General features: G+C 61.6%; 14 protein-coding genes. 9 read left to right on the top strand and 5 right to left on the bottom strand.

Annotated elements, in window-relative coordinates; genetic code table 11:
- Positions 1 to 83 precede the first annotated feature (83 nt).
- The 3 genes from phhA (at position 84) to FXO12_RS27410 (ending at position 2523) form a co-directional block, all read left to right on the top strand.
- Positions 84 to 875, top strand: a complete 792-nt coding sequence (phhA, locus tag FXO12_RS27420; RefSeq protein ID WP_003192992.1) for a phenylalanine 4-monooxygenase — start codon at positions 84 to 86, stop codon at positions 873 to 875.
- A gap of 98 nt (positions 876 to 973) precedes the next feature.
- Positions 974 to 1330 (top strand): 4a-hydroxytetrahydrobiopterin dehydratase, encoded by a 357-nt coding sequence (locus FXO12_RS27415; RefSeq protein ID WP_003192995.1) that lies wholly within the window; start codon positions 974 to 976, stop codon positions 1328 to 1330.
- Entirely contained in the window at positions 1330 to 2523 is a 1194-nt protein-coding gene (locus FXO12_RS27410; RefSeq protein ID WP_034126772.1) for an amino acid aminotransferase, read from the top strand. Before FXO12_RS27415 ends, FXO12_RS27410 begins: the two co-directional genes overlap by 1 nt.
- A 179-nt stretch (positions 2524 to 2702) precedes the next feature.
- Here the strand turns inward: FXO12_RS27410 and FXO12_RS27405 are convergent, their stop codons facing one another.
- The gene (locus FXO12_RS27405) at positions 2703 to 3512 is read right to left on the bottom strand and encodes a UDP-2,3-diacylglucosamine diphosphatase (RefSeq protein WP_057976930.1); all 810 of its coding nucleotides are present in this window, start codon (positions 3510 to 3512) and stop codon (positions 2703 to 2705) included.
- A gap of 137 nt (positions 3513 to 3649) precedes the next feature.
- On the opposite strand from FXO12_RS27405, the gene FXO12_RS27400 reads away from it, so the two are divergent.
- Both FXO12_RS27400 and FXO12_RS27395 read left to right on the top strand, forming a co-directional pair.
- Positions 3650 to 4399, top strand: a complete 750-nt coding sequence (locus FXO12_RS27400) for an AraC family transcriptional regulator (RefSeq protein WP_054898653.1) — start codon at positions 3650 to 3652, stop codon at positions 4397 to 4399.
- 100 nt (positions 4400 to 4499) lie between these two features.
- Entirely contained in the window at positions 4500 to 5381 is an 882-nt protein-coding gene (locus FXO12_RS27395) for a DMT family transporter (protein ID WP_054898654.1), read from the top strand.
- A 2-nt stretch (positions 5382 to 5383) separates the two neighbouring features.
- Here the strand turns inward: FXO12_RS27395 and FXO12_RS27390 are convergent, their stop codons facing one another.
- Entirely contained in the window at positions 5384 to 5671 is a 288-nt protein-coding gene (locus FXO12_RS27390; protein ID WP_014719371.1) for a SelT/SelW/SelH family protein, read from the bottom strand.
- Positions 5672 to 5754: 83 nt separating this feature from the next.
- Here FXO12_RS27390 and FXO12_RS27385 point away from each other — a divergent pair, with 83 nt between their 5' ends.
- Positions 5755 to 7944 carry a patatin-like phospholipase family protein gene (locus FXO12_RS27385; RefSeq protein ID WP_034126768.1) on the top strand — a complete coding sequence of 730 codons (2190 nt, stop codon included), beginning with the start codon at positions 5755 to 5757 and terminating at the stop codon, positions 7942 to 7944.
- A gap of 130 nt (positions 7945 to 8074) precedes the next feature.
- On the opposite strand, the gene FXO12_RS27380 is transcribed toward FXO12_RS27385, so the two are convergent.
- Together FXO12_RS27380 and recQ are read right to left on the bottom strand one after the other, a co-directional pair.
- Complete coding sequence (locus FXO12_RS27380) at positions 8075 to 8509, bottom strand: MarR family transcriptional regulator (protein WP_003193007.1); 435 nt, start codon at positions 8507 to 8509, stop codon at positions 8075 to 8077.
- Between the two features lie 121 nt (positions 8510 to 8630).
- On the bottom strand, positions 8631 to 10760 hold the full coding sequence (gene recQ, locus FXO12_RS27375; RefSeq protein WP_014719373.1) for a DNA helicase RecQ: 2130 nt from the start codon (positions 10758 to 10760) through the stop codon (positions 8631 to 8633).
- A 276-nt stretch (positions 10761 to 11036) separates the two neighbouring features.
- Here recQ and FXO12_RS27370 point away from each other — a divergent pair, with 276 nt between their 5' ends.
- From FXO12_RS27370 to FXO12_RS27360, 3 genes are all read left to right on the top strand, one after another.
- Positions 11037 to 11624, top strand: a complete 588-nt coding sequence (locus FXO12_RS27370) for a YecA family protein (RefSeq protein WP_034128344.1) — start codon at positions 11037 to 11039, stop codon at positions 11622 to 11624.
- A gap of 20 nt (positions 11625 to 11644) precedes the next feature.
- Positions 11645 to 12028 (top strand): YbaN family protein, encoded by a 384-nt coding sequence (locus tag FXO12_RS27365; RefSeq protein WP_019818414.1) that lies wholly within the window; start codon positions 11645 to 11647, stop codon positions 12026 to 12028.
- 119 nt (positions 12029 to 12147) lie between these two features.
- Positions 12148 to 15618: a PAS domain-containing hybrid sensor histidine kinase/response regulator gene (locus tag FXO12_RS27360; RefSeq protein WP_057976928.1), complete on the top strand. Its 3471-nt coding sequence runs from the start codon at positions 12148 to 12150 to the stop codon at positions 15616 to 15618.
- A 109-nt stretch (positions 15619 to 15727) separates the two neighbouring features.
- Here FXO12_RS27360 and rmuC read toward each other — a convergent pair whose 3' ends face one another.
- Positions 15728 to 17092, bottom strand: coding sequence for a DNA recombination protein RmuC (gene rmuC, locus FXO12_RS27355; RefSeq protein WP_169918249.1), 1365 nt, complete (start codon positions 17090 to 17092; stop codon positions 15728 to 15730).
- Positions 17093 to 17128: the final 36 nt, after the last annotated feature.

The following is a 17128-nucleotide window of genomic DNA, read 5'->3' as shown; positions in this document are numbered from 1 at the left end:
GCTGATGGAATCCGGCGCCTATCCGGTTATCAATAGGAGCATCCCAGGACATAACAAGAACGAATGCCTAGCAGGAGAGCCGTATGAAGCAGACGCACTACGTGGCCCGCGAGCCCGATGCGCAAGGTTTTATCCACTACCCGCCAGAAGAACATGCGGTGTGGAACACCCTGATCACTCGCCAATTGAAAGTGATCGAGGGCCGCGCCTGCCAGGAATACCTGGACGGTATCGACAAGCTCGGCCTGCCTCTGGACCGCATTCCCCAGTTGGGCGAAATCAACAAGGTGCTGGCCGACACCACCGGCTGGCAAGTCGCCCGCGTGCCGGCGCTGATCCCCTTCCAGACCTTTTTTGAATTACTGGCCAGCAAGCAGTTTCCGGTGGCGACTTTTATTCGCACCCGTGAAGAATTGGACTACCTGCAAGAGCCGGATATTTTTCACGAGATCTTTGGCCACTGCCCGCTCCTGACCAACCCCTGGTTCGCTGAATTCACCCACACCTACGGCAAGCTCGGCCTGGCGGCCACCAAGGAGCAACGGGTGTACCTGGCGCGCCTGTACTGGATGACTATCGAGTTCGGCCTGGTGGACACGCCCCAGGGCCGGCGTATCTACGGTGGCGGCATTCTGTCGTCGCCTAAAGAAAGTGTGTATTGCCTGTCGGACGAGCCCGAGCACCAGGCCTTTGATCCGCTGGAAGCGATGCGCACCCCCTATCGCATCGACATCCTGCAACCTTTGTACTTCGTATTGCCCGAGCTCAAGCGCCTGTTCGACGTGGCGCAGGAGGACATCATGGGCATGGTGGAGCGCGGTATGCAGTTGGGTCTGCACGCACCGAAATTCCCACCCAAGCCCAAAGCCGCGTGAACCTTGCGTTTTAAGGCCAGGTGAGTCTGTTCCCTGGCCCCGCGTTGCTTTAGGGTAACGCCACTGACCTTCAATCATTCGAATTCAGGACACCTTCCATGACCACCTTGAACCAAGCCCACTGCGAAGCCTGCCGCGCCGATGCCCCGCAAGTCAGCGATGAAGAACTGCCGGTGCTGATCAAGCAGATCCCTGACTGGAACATCGAAGTGCGCGACGGCGTGATGCAGCTGGAAAAGGTTTTCCTGTTCAAGAACTTCAAATTTGCCCTGGCTTTCACCAACGCCATGGGTGAAATCTCCGAAGCCGAAGGCCATCACCCAGGCCTGCTCACCGAGTGGGGCAAAGTCACCGTGACCTGGTGGAGCCACTCCATCAAGGGCCTGCACCGCAACGACTTCATCATGGCCGCGCGCACCGACGAAGTGGCCAAGACCGCCGAGGGCCGCAAGTAATGCATTTCGATGCCATCGACCGCGTGCCCGGCGACCCGATCCTAGGGCTGATGGACCTGTATACCCAGGATGCCAACCCGAACAAGTTCGACCTGGGCGTAGGGGTCTATAAAGACGACCAAGGCCTGACGCCGATTCCTCACTCGGTGAAACTGGCGGAACAGCGCCTGGTAGACACGCAAGTGACCAAGACCTATATCGGTGGCCATGGCGATGCAGCCTTCGGCAGCCTGATCAGCCAACTGGTGCTAGGCGCCGACTCGGCCTTGCTGCGTGACCGCCGCGCTGGCGCCACACAAACCCCAGGCGGCACCGGCGCCCTGCGCTTGAGTGCCGACTTTATCGCCCACAGCCTGCCGGGCCGTGGCGTGTGGCTGAGCAACCCGACCTGGCCGATCCACGAAACCATTTTTGCCAAGGCCGGGCTCAAGGTCAGCCATTACCCTTACGTGGGCAGCGACAACCGCCTGGATGTGACGGCGATGCTGGCGACCCTGTCCAGCGTGCCCAAGGGCGACGTGGTATTGCTGCACGCGTGCTGCCATAACCCGACCGGCTTTGACCTGTCCCAGGATGACTGGCGCCAGGTCTTGCAGATCGTGCGTGAACGCCAGTTGCTGCCGCTGATCGACTTCGCCTACCAGGGCTTTGGCGATGGCCTGGAGCAGGACGCCTGGGCGGTGCGCCTGTTTGCCGCCGAGCTACCGGAAGTGCTGATCACCAGCTCCTGCTCGAAGAACTTCGGCCTGTATCGCGACCGCGTGGGTGCATTGATCGTCTGTGCGGCGGATGCCGAAAAGCTCACCGATGTACGCAGCCAACTGGCGAATATCGCTCGCAACCTGTGGTCGACACCGCCGGATCACGGTGCCGCCGTGGTGGCGACCATCCTCGGTGATGCACAGCTGAAAAAGCAGTGGAGCGAGGAAGTCGAGGCCATGCGTTCGCGGATCGCCCATTTGCGTTCCGGGTTGGTGGAAGCGCTTGTGCCCCATGGGCTGGCCGAGCGCTTTGCGCATATCGGCGCGCAACGTGGGATGTTTTCCTATACCGGCTTGAGTGCCGAGCAGGTCAAGCAACTGCGCGAGAAGCACAGTGTGTATATGGTCAGTTCGGGGCGGGCTAACGTGGCTGGGGTTGATGCGACGCGCTTGACGTTGCTGGCTCAAGCCATTGCTGACGTCTCCAACTGAAGCAACAGGATTAACTGTGGGAGCTGGCTTGCCTGCGATGGCGGTGGTTCAGTTGCAGATTAATTGCCTGACCCGCCGCCATCGCGGGCAAGCCCGCTCCCACATTTGAATCGTGGGGTGTCAGGTAGATCAGCGTCGGCTGTCAGGCCGTCACGGGAGCAAGCTCCCTCGCCACAGGTTCAGCCAGCGACCATTTCGGCCTTTAGCAGTGCCTCTTTAGCCTGCGCATCCGCCAACCGATACAACTCGATATGCCCATCCAAGTGCTCGATCAATGCCGTGCACGACTCCACCCAGTCCCCGCAGTTGAGGTAATCCACCTCGCCCACCTTGCGAATCTCGGCATGGTGAATATGCCCGCACACCACCCCGTGCAATTCCCGCTTGGTCACCTCGTGGGCAATCGCCTCTTCGAAATCGCTGATAAAACTCACCGCCGTCTTGACCTTGTGTTTCAGGTACGCCGACAGCGACCAATAACCGTAGCCATACCGCGCACGCCAGTGGTTCAGCCAGCGGTTCAGCGTCAGGGTGAACTCGTAGGCCGAGTCGCCGAGGAAAGCGAGCCAGCGGTGATAGCGCGTGATCACATCAAACTGGTCGCCATGAATCACCAGCAAATGGCGGCCATCGGCGGTGACGTGCACAGCCTCATCGACCAATTGGATATTGCCCAGGATCAGCTTGGAATAGCGACGCAGGAACTCGTCATGATTGCCGGTGACATAGATCACCTCGGTGCCACGCTTGGCCATGGTCAGCAAGCGGCGGATCACGTTGGTGTGGGCTTGAGGCCAATACATGCCGCCGCGCAGTTTCCAACCGTCGATGATGTCACCGACCAGGTAGACCTTGTCGGCGTGGTAGCCCTTGAGAAAGTGCGACAGATGCTCGGCCTGGCAATCCCGAGTGCCCAGGTGCACGTCGGAAATCCACAGGGTTCGCACCCGTTGCTTGCGGCTGGGCTTGGTGAACTCGGCACGGGTCATGGGCATCCCTCGACGCTGTTTTGGCGAGCTTGCGCCTTGGCGATTAATAGCCCATGACAAGCGTGCGTCAGTCTGATGACAGCGCGCGCGGCCCGCCAAGCGTTGTAGACTGACGGCTTGCCGCCCTGGAGACCGCGATGAGCCCGACCCTCACGCTACGCCACTACCTCGAAGCGCCCATTGCCCACAGCCATGACCATGCGCAGTTGGTGTTCGGCCTTTCCGGGCACCTGGACCTGGAAGTCGATGGCCGTGGCAGCCAGGTACGCGAAAGCAGCGTGATGGTGCTGCCCTTCTCCGCCCACCACGCCTGCATCAGCCGCGATGGCAGCCGCTGCCTGGTGCTGGATGTGCCGACCGAGCACTGGGTGGTGCAATCCTTGGGCGAACATGCCGATGCCAGCCGCCGCTTGCTCGACCAACCCGCGCGCCTGGCGCTGGATGCCCGGCAACACCAGTTAGTGCAGTGGCTGGCACAAAGCCCGGTGCACGACCCGCTGATCGTCCAGCAAGGCGCTGTGTTGTTACTGGCCAGCCTCAACCACCCTCAAGCTCAACCGCTGCCTGGCCGGCGTCTGCCTTATGCCGCGTTAAATAGCCATATCGAGCGCCATGCGGCGCGTCCGCTCCAGGTGGCCGACCTGGCGCGGATTGCCGATTTGTCCGTGCCGCGCCTGCATGCGCGGTTCATGGCGGAGTGCGGGCAAACGCCGATGGACTATCTACGCAGTCGCCGCTTGCACTTGGCGCTCAGGCTTTTACGCGAAACCTCCCTACCCATCGGCGAGATTGCCGAGCGCGTCGGCTACGCCTCGCAAAGTGCATTTTGCGCGGCCATGCTTCGGGCGTTTGGCGCCTCGCCCGGTGCATTGCGTCGAGCGGGCTAGCAAGAGTCTTGCGCTAAAAATCACCCCACCCGCGACAGACGCCCACCCGCCAACCCTCTAGACTGCGAGGCTGTCACCCCCTGTTGGATCAAGGATCGCAATGACTCCCCGCTCAGCCCTCGGCGCCCTGCATATCGGCGCATTGATGTTTGGCCTCACCGGCGTGTTCGGCAAGCTGGCGGCGGCCTCCCCCGCCATCATCGTATTTGGCCGGGCGGCGTTTGCCGTGCTGGCGCTGGCGGTCTTTGCGCGCTTTGCCAGCAACGCTCCCTGGAAAAAACTGGAGATGCGTGACTGGCGCCGGCTGCTGGTCAGCGGCGTGTTGTTGGCTGCCCATTGGGTGACGTTCTTTATCGCCGTCAAAGTCGCCGGCGTGGCCGTGGCGACCTTGGGGTTCACCGCCTTTCCGGCCTTTACGGTGATCCTTGAGGGGCTGATTTTCCGCGAGCGTATTCGGGCCAATGAAGTGCTGCTGGTGGTGCTGGTCACCGTTGGCCTGGTGCTTGTGACCCCGGATTTCAATCTCGCCAGCGAAGCCACGGGCGGCCTGCTGTGGGGCATCGCCTCGGGCCTGTTGTTCTCGTTGTTGTCGCTGAACAATCGCGCCAGTTCCGGGCGCATTCCAGCGGTACAGGCCGCGCTGTGCCAGAACGTCGTGGTCGCCGCGTGCCTGCTGCCCGTGGCCGCGCCGGGGTTGGCGGATGTGCGAGGGATAGATTGGCTGTGGATCGGGCTGCTGGGGGTGTTTTGTACCGGCCTCGCCCACAGCCTGTTTGTCGCCAGCCTTGCCGTAATCAAGGCGCGCACCGCTTCGGTGGTGTTTGCGATGGAACCGGTCTACGGCATCACCGTGGCCTGGCTGTTGTTTGCCGAAACCCCGACCCTGCGCATGCTGCTGGGCGGCGCCTTGATCATCGTCGCCATCGTGCTCTCCGGCCTGATGGGCAGCGCCAGCCAGGCCAAGCAACCGGCGCCGGCCTGACTTCAGACGGTACGGTCGTTATGCCCGAGGTCGCGCTGGGGGTCGATCTGGTCGCGCACTCGCTGCTTGAGCACCTTGGCCTCGGGAAAACCGCCATCGGCCTTGCGCTCCCAAATCTGCACGCCATCGCAGGTAATGCGAAAGGCCCCGCCGGTGGCCGGTTCCAGTGCCACGCGCCCCAAGTCATCGGCAAAGGTGCTGAGTAGCTCCTGGGCCAGCCACGCGGCGCGCAGCAACCACTGGCACTGGGTGCAATAGGTGATAACGATCTCGGGTTTGCATGCAGACATCATTAAGCGGCTCCTGGCGTAACAGGCTCAGCGAATCGGGTGGCTATAATAGCGGCCTTTGTCGCCCAGCCACGAGATTGATGATGCGCCGCCTGCTGTCTTGCCTGTTCCTGTGCCTTGTCCCCCTACTTGCCGACGCGGTAGAAGCCCCCCGCCCGAAAATCGGTCTGGTGCTGTCCGGCGGGGCTGCCCGTGGCCTGGCGCATATCGGTGTGCTCAAGGCGCTTGAAGAGCAAGGTATTCATATCGATGCGATTGCCGGCACCAGCATGGGCGCGGTGATTGGCGGGTTGTACGCGTCAGGCTACAAGATCGACGAGCTGGAGAAGTTGGCGCTGGGTATCGACTGGCAGCAGGCCCTGTCCGACGCGCCACCACGTGAAGACGTACCGTTTCGGCGCAAACAGGATGACCGGGATTTCCTGGTCAAACAAAAACTCAGTTTCCGCGACGATGGCAGCCTCGGCCTGCCGCTGGGCGTGATCCAGGGCCAGAACCTGGCACTGCTGTTGGAAAGCATGTTCGCCCACAGCAGCAACACACGTAATTTCGACAAGCTGCCGATCCCATTCCGCGCCGTGGCCACCGACATCACCACCGGCGAAAAAGTGGTGTTCAGCAAAGGCCACCTGCCCCAGGTGATACGCGCCAGCATGTCGATCCCCGCGGTGTTCGCCCCGGTGGAGCTGGATGGCCGCCTGCTGGTAGATGGCGGCATGACCGACAACATTCCGTTGGATGTGGCGCGGGAGATGGGCGTCGATATCGCCATCGTGGTCGACATCGGCACCCCGCTACGCTCGCGCAAGCAATTGGCAACCGTGGTGGATGTGCTCAACCAGTCCATCACCCTGATGACCCGGCGCAACTCCGAAGAGCAGCTCAAGGCCCTGAACCCCAAGGATGTGTTGATCCAACCACCGCTGGCCGCGTATGGCGTCACCGACTTTGGCCGCGCCAAGGACATGATCGACGCTGGCTACCGCGCCACCCGTGCCCTCGACGTACGCCTGGCACACCTGCGCCCTGCCGAACCCATCGACGCCGACCTGGTAGCCGCGCGCACGCCGGGCGAACGCACCCCGGTGATCACCGCGATCCAGGTGGAGAACGACTCCAAGGTCAGCGATGACGTCATCCGCTACTACATTCGCCAGGGCCTGGGAGAACCTTTGAATCTGGGCCGCCTGCAATCGGACATGGGCACCCTGTACGGCCTGGATTACTTCGAGCAGGTGCAATACCGCGTAGTGAAAAAGGGCCAGGACAACACCCTGGTGATCAGCGCACGCGGCAAGCGCAGCGGCACCGACTACCTGCGACTGGGCTTGAACCTCTCGGATGACATGCGCGGTGATAGCGCCTTCAACCTCGGCGCCAGTTACCGTGTGAACGGCATCAACCGCCTCGGCGCGGAATGGCTCACACGGGTGCAGATTGGTGACCGGCAGGAGCTCTACAGCGAGTTCTACCAGCCCATGGACACCGGCTCACGCTACTTTGTGGCCCCCTATATCAGGGCCGAGGCACAGAATGTCGAGCTGATCCTGGACAACGACCCCATCTCCGAATACCGCCTGGAACGCTATGGCTTTGGTTTGAATGTGGGCCGGCAGATCGGCAACAGCGGCGAGATCCGCTTTGGCGTGGGCGAAGCCTGGGGCAAGGCGGACGTGCGCATTGGCGACCGCGACCTGCCGAGCGTGAGCTTCAGCGAAGGCTTCTATGAACTCAAATATTCCTTCGACTCCCTGGACAACGTGTACTTCCCCCACAGCGGCGAAGACATCGGCCTGGCCTTTCGCGAGTTCGAACCCGGTTTGGGCTCCGACCAGCGCTATCGCCAGTGGGAATTCAAGCTGGACAAGGCCATGAGCCACGGGCCGGACACCTTGATACTGGGCGGTCGTTACGGTCGCACACTGGATAATTCGGATGTGGTGATTTCCAGCTTCCTGCTGGGGGGCGCACGGCAATTGTCGGGCTTCCGCCAGGATGCGATTTCGGGGCAGAACATCAGCCTCATGCGCGCGGTGTACTTCCGCAGGCTCACCCCACGCTCTTACCTGCCGCTGGACTTCCCGTTGTACCTGGGTGCATCCCTGGAACGGGGCCGGGCGTGGAACAACGATAACGAGTTCGACAGCGGCTATATCAACGCCGCGAGTATTTTCCTGGGGTTTGATACACCACTGGGGCCGCTGAATTTCAGCTATGGGTTCAATGATGATAATCAGAAGGCGGTGTACTTGAACCTGGGCCAGACGTTCTAGGAAAGGATTGCCAAGGACTTTTGTAGGAGCGAGCTTGCTCGCGAAAAACCCACAGACGCCGCGTTTATTCAGGAAGCCCGCGTTATCGTTGGCGTTTTTCGCGAGCAAGCTCGCTCCTACATTTTGCAGATCAGGACTTTTCCAGGTTCGCCAGGATGTGCTCATGCACCCGCATGCACACCCGCAGGTCTTCTTCATTCACGCCCACGAACAATTCATGGCGCAACGCCGTGGCAATGGTTTCGATCTGGTCGATCAACGGTTGGGCGGTGTCGCACAGCAGGATACGTTTGGCACGACGGTCTTCTACTACGGCCTGGCGTTGCACCAGGCCCTGGCCCTCGAGGCTGTCGAGCAGACGAGCCAGGGTGGGCCCTTCCACGCCGACACTTTGGGCCAATTCACGCTGGGTGGGTGCTTCGACAAAACGGGCCAGGTGCAGCAGCACCAACCAGCGCGCCTGGGACAAGCCCAGCCCCGCCAGCCGGCGATCCAGTTCGGCGCGCCAACCTCGGGACATTTGCGCCAACTGCATGCCAAAACGGTGTTGATCGGTTAACGGCATAAAAAACTCATGTTTAAGACTGAAAATAAAGTATGGCTAATTATTAGTCAGCTAAGCATGAGCCCTGTCAGTAGGCAAGGCCCGCTATGTACTGATTCGTTACATTGTCGTAATTGGCACACTAAATTTCGAATTCCGACTGCAAAGCAGCACGCACGCAGTACAAAACGCCTTCCGGAACACGCCCGGTAAACAACGGCGCAATTTCGGTGACAGCTGGCAATTCGCCTTCTCCATCGAGAAACGCGTCCTGGATTTCACCGAGCAAATCCTCAGGTAAATCAAGGGCCTGCTCCAGGGACAATTGCTGCTTGCCGATGGCTTCGGCGAGCAAGGTGTACACGTTTTTTTCCGAGCATTGCAGTTGGCCTGCGATCTGGATCGGGGTCATGCCGGCACGGGCCAAGCTGATCAGTTCGTGGCGAATATCGGCGATTTCCTTCGGCGCTTCGGCCTGGCCGCCGAGCACTTCCAGGAAGGCCTGGCCGTAGCGTTCCAGTTTACGCGCGCCCACACCGCTGACCCGGGCCATCTCGGCCATGGTGGTGGGCTGCTCACGAAGCATCTCCAGCAAGGTGGAGTCGGGGAAGATAACGTAGGGTGGCACGCTGTGCTCCTGCGCCAGTTTGCGCCGCAGGGTGCGCAAGGCTTCCCACTGTTCGCGTTCTTCACCCCGCACCAGTTGGCTGGCCTGGCTAGTACTGCTGCTTTTGGCGGTGGTCTGCGGCTTGAGGTCACGGCGCAGTTCCAGGCTCACTTCGCCCTTGAGCAACGGCCGGCAACTGTCATTCAGGCGCAGCCCGCCGTAGCCTTCGATATCGATGTCGACCAGCCCACGGGCAACCATCTGGCGAAACAGCGAACGCCACTCACCTTCGGCGCGAGCTTTACCGACACCGTACACCGAAAGTTTCTCGTGGCCGAAGCTGCGGATTTTTTCGTTGTCCTTGCCCAGCAGCACATCCACCAGATGGCCCACGCCATAACGCTGGCCGGTGCGATAGATCGTCGACAACGCCTGGCGCGCCGGTTCGGTGGCGTCCCAGGTTTGCACGCCGTCGATGCAGTTATCGCAGTGGCCGCAGGGCTCAGGCATGTCTTCGTCAAAATACGCCAGCAGGGTCTGGCGGCGGCAGCGGGTCTCTTCGCACAACGAAAGCATGGCATCGAGCTTGTGCTGCTCCAGGCGCTTGTGGCGCTCGTCGCCCTCGGAGTTCTGCAGCATCTGCTTGAGCATCACCACGTCTTGCAGGCCGTAGACCATCCAGGCATCCGCCGGCAGGCCATCGCGGCCGGCACGCCCGGTTTCCTGGTAATAAGCCTCAAGGGACTTGGGCAGATCCATGTGCGCCACGAAACGCACATTGGATTTGTCGATGCCCATGCCAAAGGCAATGGTCGCCACCATGATCAGGCCTTCCTCGTTCAGGAAGCGTTTCTGGTGCGCTGATCGCGTTTCATTGGGCAGCCCGGCATGGTAAGGCAGCGCCGGGTAGCCTTGTTCACAGAGGAACGCCGCGACCTCGTCGACTTTCTTGCGCGACAGGCAATACACAATGCCCGCGTCACTACGCCGCTCGGACAGGAACGCCAGCAACTGCTTGCGCGGCTGCTCCTTGGGCACGATGCGGTAGAAAATATTGGGCCGGTCAAAACTCGACAGGAAGCGCTCGGCGTTCTGCAAATGCAGGCGCTCGACGATCTCTTCGCGGGTGCGCTTGTCGGCGGTGGCGGTCAGGGCGATACGCGGCACATCGGGAAACAGTTCTGCCAATTGGCCAAGCTGCAGGTATTCGCGGCGGAAATCGTGGCCCCATTGCGACACACAGTGGGCTTCGTCGATGGCGAACAGAGCGATCTCAAGGCTCTGCAAAAAAGCCAGCATGCGTGGCTGCACCAGGCGCTCCGGCGCAAGGTAAAGCATTTTCACCTCGCCACGTTTGATGCGTGCAGCAAGGTCGCGCTGCTGCTCGGCGCTGAGGGTGGAGTTCAACGACGCGGCGGCGACACCGAGTTCTTCAAGGGTGGCGACCTGGTCGTCCATCAACGCAATCAGCGGCGACACCACCACGGCCAGGCCATTGCGCAACAGCGCCGGCACCTGGAAGCACAGCGACTTGCCGCCACCGGTAGGCATCAGCACCAGGGCATCGCCGCCACTGGCCACGCGCTCAATGATCGCACCCTGGCGGCCACGAAAACTGTCGTAGCCGAAGATGTCCTTGAGGACGCGTTGAGCCTGCTCGAGCATGTAAAACTCCAAAATGGTGCCGAAATCCCTCAATACAGGCTGGCCGAAAATATCCGCACTCACGAAAAATAATCCGTAAGCGAAGTTTTCCCGGATTGGCGCTGGGCCTGCAGGGGCATCACAAAACGCGGCAGTATACCCGAGCGTTATCCACCAAAGGGCGCGACTGACGAATAGACGCACCAGGCTAAAACCGGGCAAATATGCCGTGCGGCTGGCCTGGGCGCTCAAGAAAGCCTAGAATTCAGCATCGTTTATTCCCAAGGTAGCCCTTCAATGTCCTTCGCTGAGCAACTAACCCGCCTGCAAGCCTTCCTCGACGCCGATGAGCTGCATGACGAGGCGCTGGACTACGTGGCCGCCCACGGCTACCTGACCGCCCTGTCGATCTGCTCCGACCCCGTCCCGGACCGTGAATGGATCGACGCGCTGTTCGCTGAAGAGCCTCATTACAGCGACGCCGCCCATCGCGAAGAAATCGAATCCACCCTGATCGCCCTCAAGGCCCACATCGCGCGCCAACTGGCCTCCGACGAAGAGTTCGAGCTGCCGTGCGAGCTGGATCTGGGCGACGATCCGGATGACTCCGACCTGCGCGGCTGGTGCATCGGTTTCATGGAAGGCGTATTCCTGCGCGAAGCCGCCTGGTTCGAAACCGCCGAAGAAGAAGTCAGCGAAATGCTGCTGCCGATCATGGTCGGTTCGGGCCTGTTCGAAGAGGAAGCAGAGTTCTCCGACATCGCCGCCGACGCCAACCTGATGGACGACATGATCGTGCAGATCCCGGAAGCCCTGACCGCGCTGTACCTGCTGTGCAACGCGCCTGACGAAAAACCGGCGATCCTCAAGCCACGTCACCACTGAGTCGCTTGCCCGTGGAACCCATGGGCAACCGTCCACTGCTCCTGCGCTATGCGCTGCTGGCCATCGGCTGGCTAAGCGTAGCGCTGGGAGTCATCGGTATTTTCCTGCCGGTACTGCCGACCACACCCTTCCTGCTACTCGCCGCCGCCTGCTTCGCTCGCAGCTCCCCGCGCTTCTACCACTGGCTGGTGGAACACCCGCGCCTGGGGCCCTGGGTGCGCGATTACCTCGACGGCAATGGCATCCCGCTCAAAGGCAAGGTCTACGCCATCGGCTTGATGTGGCTGAGCATCTCGATTTCCTGCTACCTGGTACCACTGCCATGGGCACGGGGCTTTATGCTGACCAGTGCGGTGCTGGTGACGATCTACATCCTGCGCCAGAAAACCCTGCCGCCACGCTGAGCGCCGCCTGCGACATTCGATCCCACACGACCTTGGTCGACACTGACTAACACCAGGCATCATGCGAGACTGTCCAACCGGGCCTGGAATGCCCGGGTGTTCTTATGCTCGGAGTTACCATGACGCTGTCCAGCGGGCTGATCGCCGCCGTTGCCCTGGCCTATATGGCCACTATGTTTGCCATCGCCTTTTACGGTGACCGCCGCCATGCGCCGCTGCCGCCGCGCGTGCGTGCCTGGGTGTATAGCCTGTCGCTGGCGGTGTACTGCACCAGTTGGACCTTCTTCGGCGCCGTAGGCCAAGCGGCGGAACAACTGTGGGCATTCTTGCCGATCTACCTGGGACCTGTGCTGTTGCTGGTGCTGGCACCCTGGGTGCTGCAAAAGATGATCCTGATCAGCAAGCAGGAAAACATCACCTCAATCGCCGACTTTATCGCCGCCCGCTACGGCAAATCCCAGTCCCTGGCGGTGGTGGTGGCGTTGATCTGCCTGGTCGGCGTGCTGCCCTATATCGCGCTGCAGCTCAAAGGCATCGTGCTGGGCGTGAACCTGCTGATCGGCGCCGGCCCCGACACCACCGGCACCCGCGCCCAGGACACGGCCTTGATTGTGTCGCTGGTATTGGCGCTGTTTACCATCGTGTTCGGTACACGCAACCTCGACGCCACCGAACACCACCGCGGCATGGTGCTGGCGATTGCCTTTGAGTCGCTGGTCAAGCTGTTCGCTTTTCTCGCCGTCGGTGCGTTTGTCACCTACGGCTTGTACGACGGTTTCGGCGATCTGTTCAGCCAGGCCATGCTCGCCCCGCGCCTTGAGGAATACTGGAAAGAGACCATCAACTGGCCTTCGATGGTGGTACAGACCGGCGTCGCCATGATGGCGATCATCTGCCTGCCGCGACAATTTCATGTGACGGTGGTGGAGAACATCGACCCCCAGGATTTGCGCCTGGCCAAGTGGGTGTTCCCGGCTTATTTGATCCTCGCGGCACTGTTCGTGGTGCCCATCGCCCTGGGCGGCAAGATGCTGTTGCCCGGCTCGGTGCTGCCGGACTCCTATGTGATCAGCCTGCCAATGGCCGAGGCCCATCCTGCCCTCGCCGTGCTGGCATTCATTGGCGGTGCATCGGCGGCCACTGGCATGGTCATCGTAGCGAGCATCGCCTTGTCGACCATGGTTTCCAACGACATGCTGCTGCCCTGGCTGTTGCGCCGATCCAGCGCCGAGCGGCCATTCGAAGTCTTCCGTCACTGGATGCTGTCGGTTCGCCGGGTGAGCATTGTGATCATCCTGCTGCTGGCGTACGTGAGCTACCGCTTGCTGGGCTCCACCGCCAGCCTGGCGACCATCGGCCAGATCGCCTTTGCCGCTGTGACCCAACTGGCCCCGGCGATGCTCGGCGCCCTCTATTGGAAGCAGGCCAACCGGCGTGGGGTGTTTGCCGGTTTGGCCGCCGGTACTTTCCTGTGGTTCTACACGTTGGTCTTGCCAGTGACGGCGAAAAGTCTGGGCTGGTCGCTCAACCTTTTCCCCGGCCTGACATGGATGCACTCCCACCCGTTCGGGCTGTCGGTCACCTCGCTGACCCTGGGCACCGTGTTCTCCCTGGCAGGTAACTTCACCCTCTTCGTGTGGGTGTCGATGCTGTCGCGCACACGGGTTTCCGAGCACTGGCAGGCAGGCCGTTTTATCGGCCAGGAAATCAGCCAGCGTGCGAGTGCGCGCTCCATGCTGTCGGTGCAGATCAGCGACCTGCTCAGCCTGGCGGCACGCTTCGTCGGGGAAGAACGGGCCCAGCAGAGTTTTATTCGCTTCGCCTATCGCCAGGGCAAAGGCTTCAACCCCAACCAGAATGCTGATAACGATTGGATCGCCCACACCGAACGCTTGCTGGCCGGCGTACTCGGAGCCTCATCGACGCGGGCGGTGGTGAAAGCGGCGATTGAAGGGCGGGAAATGCAGCTGGAGGACGTGGTCCGTATCGCAGACGAAGCCTCGGAAGTGCTGCAGTTCAACCGCGCTCTGTTGCAAGGTGCCATTGAGAACATCACCCAGGGCATCAGCGTGGTGGACCAGTCGCTCAAGCTGGTGGCCTGGAACCGGCGCTACCTGGAACTGTTCAACTACCCGGACGGCTTGATCAGCGTCGGCCGGCCGATTGCAGACATCATTCGATACAACGCCGAGCGCGGCCTGTGTGGCCCTGGTGAAGCGCAGGTGCACGTGGCGCGTCGCCTGCACTGGATGCGCCAGGGGCGTGCGCACACCTCCGAGCGCCTGTTCCCCAACGGCCGGGTGATCGAGTTGATCGGCAACCCGATGCCCGGCGGCGGGTTTGTCATGAGCTTCACCGACATCACCGCGTTCCGCGAAGCCGAACAAGCGCTGACCGAGGCCAACGAGGGCCTGGAGCAGCGGGTGACCGAGCGCACCCATGAACTGTCGCAACTGAACGTGGCCCTCACCGACGCCAAGGGCGTGGCCGAATCCGCCAGCCAGTCGAAGACGCGGTTCCTGGCGGCCGTGAGCCATGACCTGATGCAACCGCTGAACGCTGCGCGGTTGTTTTCCGCCGCCCTCTCGCACCAGACCGATGGCCTGTCCGGCGAGGCACGGCAGTTGGTGCAGCATCTGGATAGCTCACTGCGCTCGGCCGAAGACCTGATCAGCGATTTGCTGGACATTTCGCGCCTGGAAAACGGCAAGATCAACCCACAACGCCAGCCCTTTGTTCTCAACGAGCTGTTCGACACCCTGGGAGCAGAATTCAAGGCGCTGGCCCAGGAGCAACACTTGCGCTTCCGCTGGCGCGGCAGCCGTTTGCGAGTGGACAGCGACATCAAGCTGCTGCGGCGGATTTTGCAGAACTTTCTGACCAATGCATTCCGTTATGCCGACGGCCCGGTGCTGCTGGGCGTACGTCGTCGCAAGGGCGAACTCTGCCTGGAGGTCTGGGACCGCGGCCCTGGTATTGCGCCCGATAAACAAAAGGTGATCTTCGAAGAGTTCAAGCGCCTGGACAGTCACCAGACACGCGCCGAAAAGGGCCTGGGCTTGGGCCTGGCGATTGCCGACGGCCTGTGCCGCGTGCTGGGCCATCGCCTGAGCGTGCGCTCCTGGCCGGGCAAAGGCAGCGTCTTCAGCGTGTGCGTGCCGCTGGCCCGTAACCAGACCAGCGTGCAACCCAAGGCGCCCGCAGAAACCGGCCTGCCCTTGAGTGGCGCACGCGTGCTGTGTGTGGATAACGAAGACAGCATCCTGATCGGCATGCGCAGCCTGCTCACGCGCTGGGGCTGTGAAGTCTGGACGGCCGCCAATCAGGCCGAATGCGCGGCATTGCTGGCCGAGGGCATCCGCCCGCAACTGGCGTTGGTGGATTACCACCTGGACCACGGCGAAACCGGTACCGAGTTGATGGGCTGGCTGCGTGCACAACTGGCCGAGCCGATTCCCGGCGTAGTGATCAGTGCCGATGGGCGACCGGAGATGGTTGCCGAGGTGCATGGGGCGGGGTTGGATTACTTGGCCAAGCCGGTGAAGCCGGCGGCGTTGCGGGCGCTATTGAGCAGACATTTGCCCCTGTAGGAGCGAGCTTGCTCGCGAAAAACGTCAATGATAACGCGTGTTTCCTGAATAAACGCGGCGCCTATGAGTTTTTCGCGAGCAAGCTCGCTCCTACAATTTAGCCCCGTATTTATTCCGGGAGATGCGCCACGCCATCCGAATCGGTCATCGCCCGCTCCAGCAGATCCGCCGGCAAGCTCTTGCTGGCACGGGCACCGAGCAACCTGAGTTGCTCGGTACGGCTGACCAGGTTCCCGCGCCCATCCGTCAGCTTGTTGCGCGCCGCGCTGTAGGCCTTGTCCAGCTGTTGTAGCCGGTTGCCCACTTCGTCCAGGTCCTGGATAAACAGCACGAACTTGTCATACAGCCAACCGGCACGCTCGGCAATTTCCCGTGCGTTCTGGCTCTGGCGCTCCTGCTTCCACAGGCTGTCGATCACGCGCAGGGTGGCGAGCAAGGTCGTGGGGCTGACGATTACAATATGGCGGTCGAAGGCTTCCTGGAACAGGTTGGGCTCGGCCTGCAATGCCGCAGAAAAGGCAGCCTCGATCGGTACGAACAGCAGGACGAAATCCAGGCTGTGCAAACCCTCCAGGCGCTTGTAGTCCTTGCCGGCCAAGCCTTTGACATGATTACGCAGGGACAGCACGTGTTGCTTCAAGGCGGCCTGGCCAATCACCTCGTCATCCGCCGCAACGTACTGTTGATAGGCGGTCAAGCTGACCTTGGAGTCGACCACCACCTGCTTGTCGCCCGGCAACATGATCAGCACGTCGGGCTGGAAACGCTCGCCATCCGGGCCTTTGAGGCTGACCTGGGTCTGGTACTCACGGCCCTTCTCCAGGCCCGCGTGCTCCAGCACCCGCTCAAGAATCAGCTCACCCCAGTTGCCTTGGGTTTTCTGGCCCTTGAGGGCGCGGGTCAAATTAGTGGCTTCGTCCGACAGACGCAGGTTCAATTGCTGCAGGCGCTCAAGCTCTTTGGCGAGGGAAAAGCGCTCACGGGCTTCGTTCTGATAGCTTTCTTCGACACGCTTCTCGAAGGACTGGATACGTTCCTTGAGCGGGTCCAGAAGTTGGCCCAGCCGCTCCTGACTGGTTTCGGCGAAGCGTTGCTCACGCTCGTCGAAGATCTTGCCGGCCAGCTCGGCAAATTGCGCACGCAGTTCGTCTCGTGAGCCTTGCAGGTCGGTGAGTCGTTGCTGATGACTCTCTTGCTGCTCGCGCAATTCGGCGCTCAGGGCAGCGGCCAAGGCGTCAAGGCGACGCAGTTCGGTTTCCTTGGCGCTGCGGTCGAGGTTCCAGGCGTGCGCGGCATCGCGGGCGTTATCGCGGTCGATCTGCAACAACTCGACTTCACGGCGCAGCGCCGCCAGGTCGGCTTGTTTGGCGGCATTGGCCTGGCTGAGGTCACTGATCTCATCGCGACTGGCGTCCAGTTGCGCGGCGAGCCCTTCCTGGGCCAGTTGCGCGGTTGCCAGGCGTTCTTCCAGCAGTTCCCAACCGGTGGTGCGTGCGGTCAGGCGCCGCTG

The organism is Pseudomonas sp. J380, assembly GCF_009827115.1.
GTDB lineage: Bacteria > Pseudomonadota > Gammaproteobacteria > Pseudomonadales > Pseudomonadaceae > Aquipseudomonas > Aquipseudomonas paracarnis.
This window is presented reverse-complemented; position numbering and strand designations above follow the sequence as displayed.

Excerpts from the sequence above, each read along its gene's own strand:
- FXO12_RS27360 (WP_057976928.1), top strand. The coding sequence starts at position 12,148 with ATGACGCTGTCCAGCGGGCTGATCGCCGCCGTTGCCCTGGCCTATATG.
- FXO12_RS27370 (WP_034128344.1), top strand. The coding sequence starts at position 11,037 with ATGTCCTTCGCTGAGCAACTAACCCGCCTGCAAGCCTTCCTCGACGCC.
- FXO12_RS27385 (WP_034126768.1), top strand. The coding sequence starts at position 5,755 with ATGCGCCGCCTGCTGTCTTGCCTGTTCCTGTGCCTTGTCCCCCTACTT.
- FXO12_RS27415 (WP_003192995.1), top strand. The coding sequence starts at position 974 with ATGACCACCTTGAACCAAGCCCACTGCGAAGCCTGCCGCGCCGATGCC.
- FXO12_RS27380 (WP_003193007.1), bottom strand. The coding sequence starts at position 8,509 with ATGCCGTTAACCGATCAACACCGTTTTGGCATGCAGTTGGCGCAAATG.
- recQ (WP_014719373.1), bottom strand. The coding sequence starts at position 10,760 with ATGCTCGAGCAGGCTCAACGCGTCCTCAAGGACATCTTCGGCTACGAC.
- FXO12_RS27365 (WP_019818414.1), top strand. The coding sequence starts at position 11,645 with ATGGGCAACCGTCCACTGCTCCTGCGCTATGCGCTGCTGGCCATCGGC.
- FXO12_RS27390 (WP_014719371.1), bottom strand. The coding sequence starts at position 5,671 with ATGTCTGCATGCAAACCCGAGATCGTTATCACCTATTGCACCCAGTGC.
- FXO12_RS27395 (WP_054898654.1), top strand. The coding sequence starts at position 4,500 with ATGACTCCCCGCTCAGCCCTCGGCGCCCTGCATATCGGCGCATTGATG.
- FXO12_RS27405 (WP_057976930.1), bottom strand. The coding sequence starts at position 3,512 with ATGACCCGTGCCGAGTTCACCAAGCCCAGCCGCAAGCAACGGGTGCGA.
- phhA (WP_003192992.1), top strand. The coding sequence starts at position 84 with ATGAAGCAGACGCACTACGTGGCCCGCGAGCCCGATGCGCAAGGTTTT.
- FXO12_RS27410 (WP_034126772.1), top strand. The coding sequence starts at position 1,330 with ATGCATTTCGATGCCATCGACCGCGTGCCCGGCGACCCGATCCTAGGG.
- FXO12_RS27400 (WP_054898653.1), top strand. The coding sequence starts at position 3,650 with ATGAGCCCGACCCTCACGCTACGCCACTACCTCGAAGCGCCCATTGCC.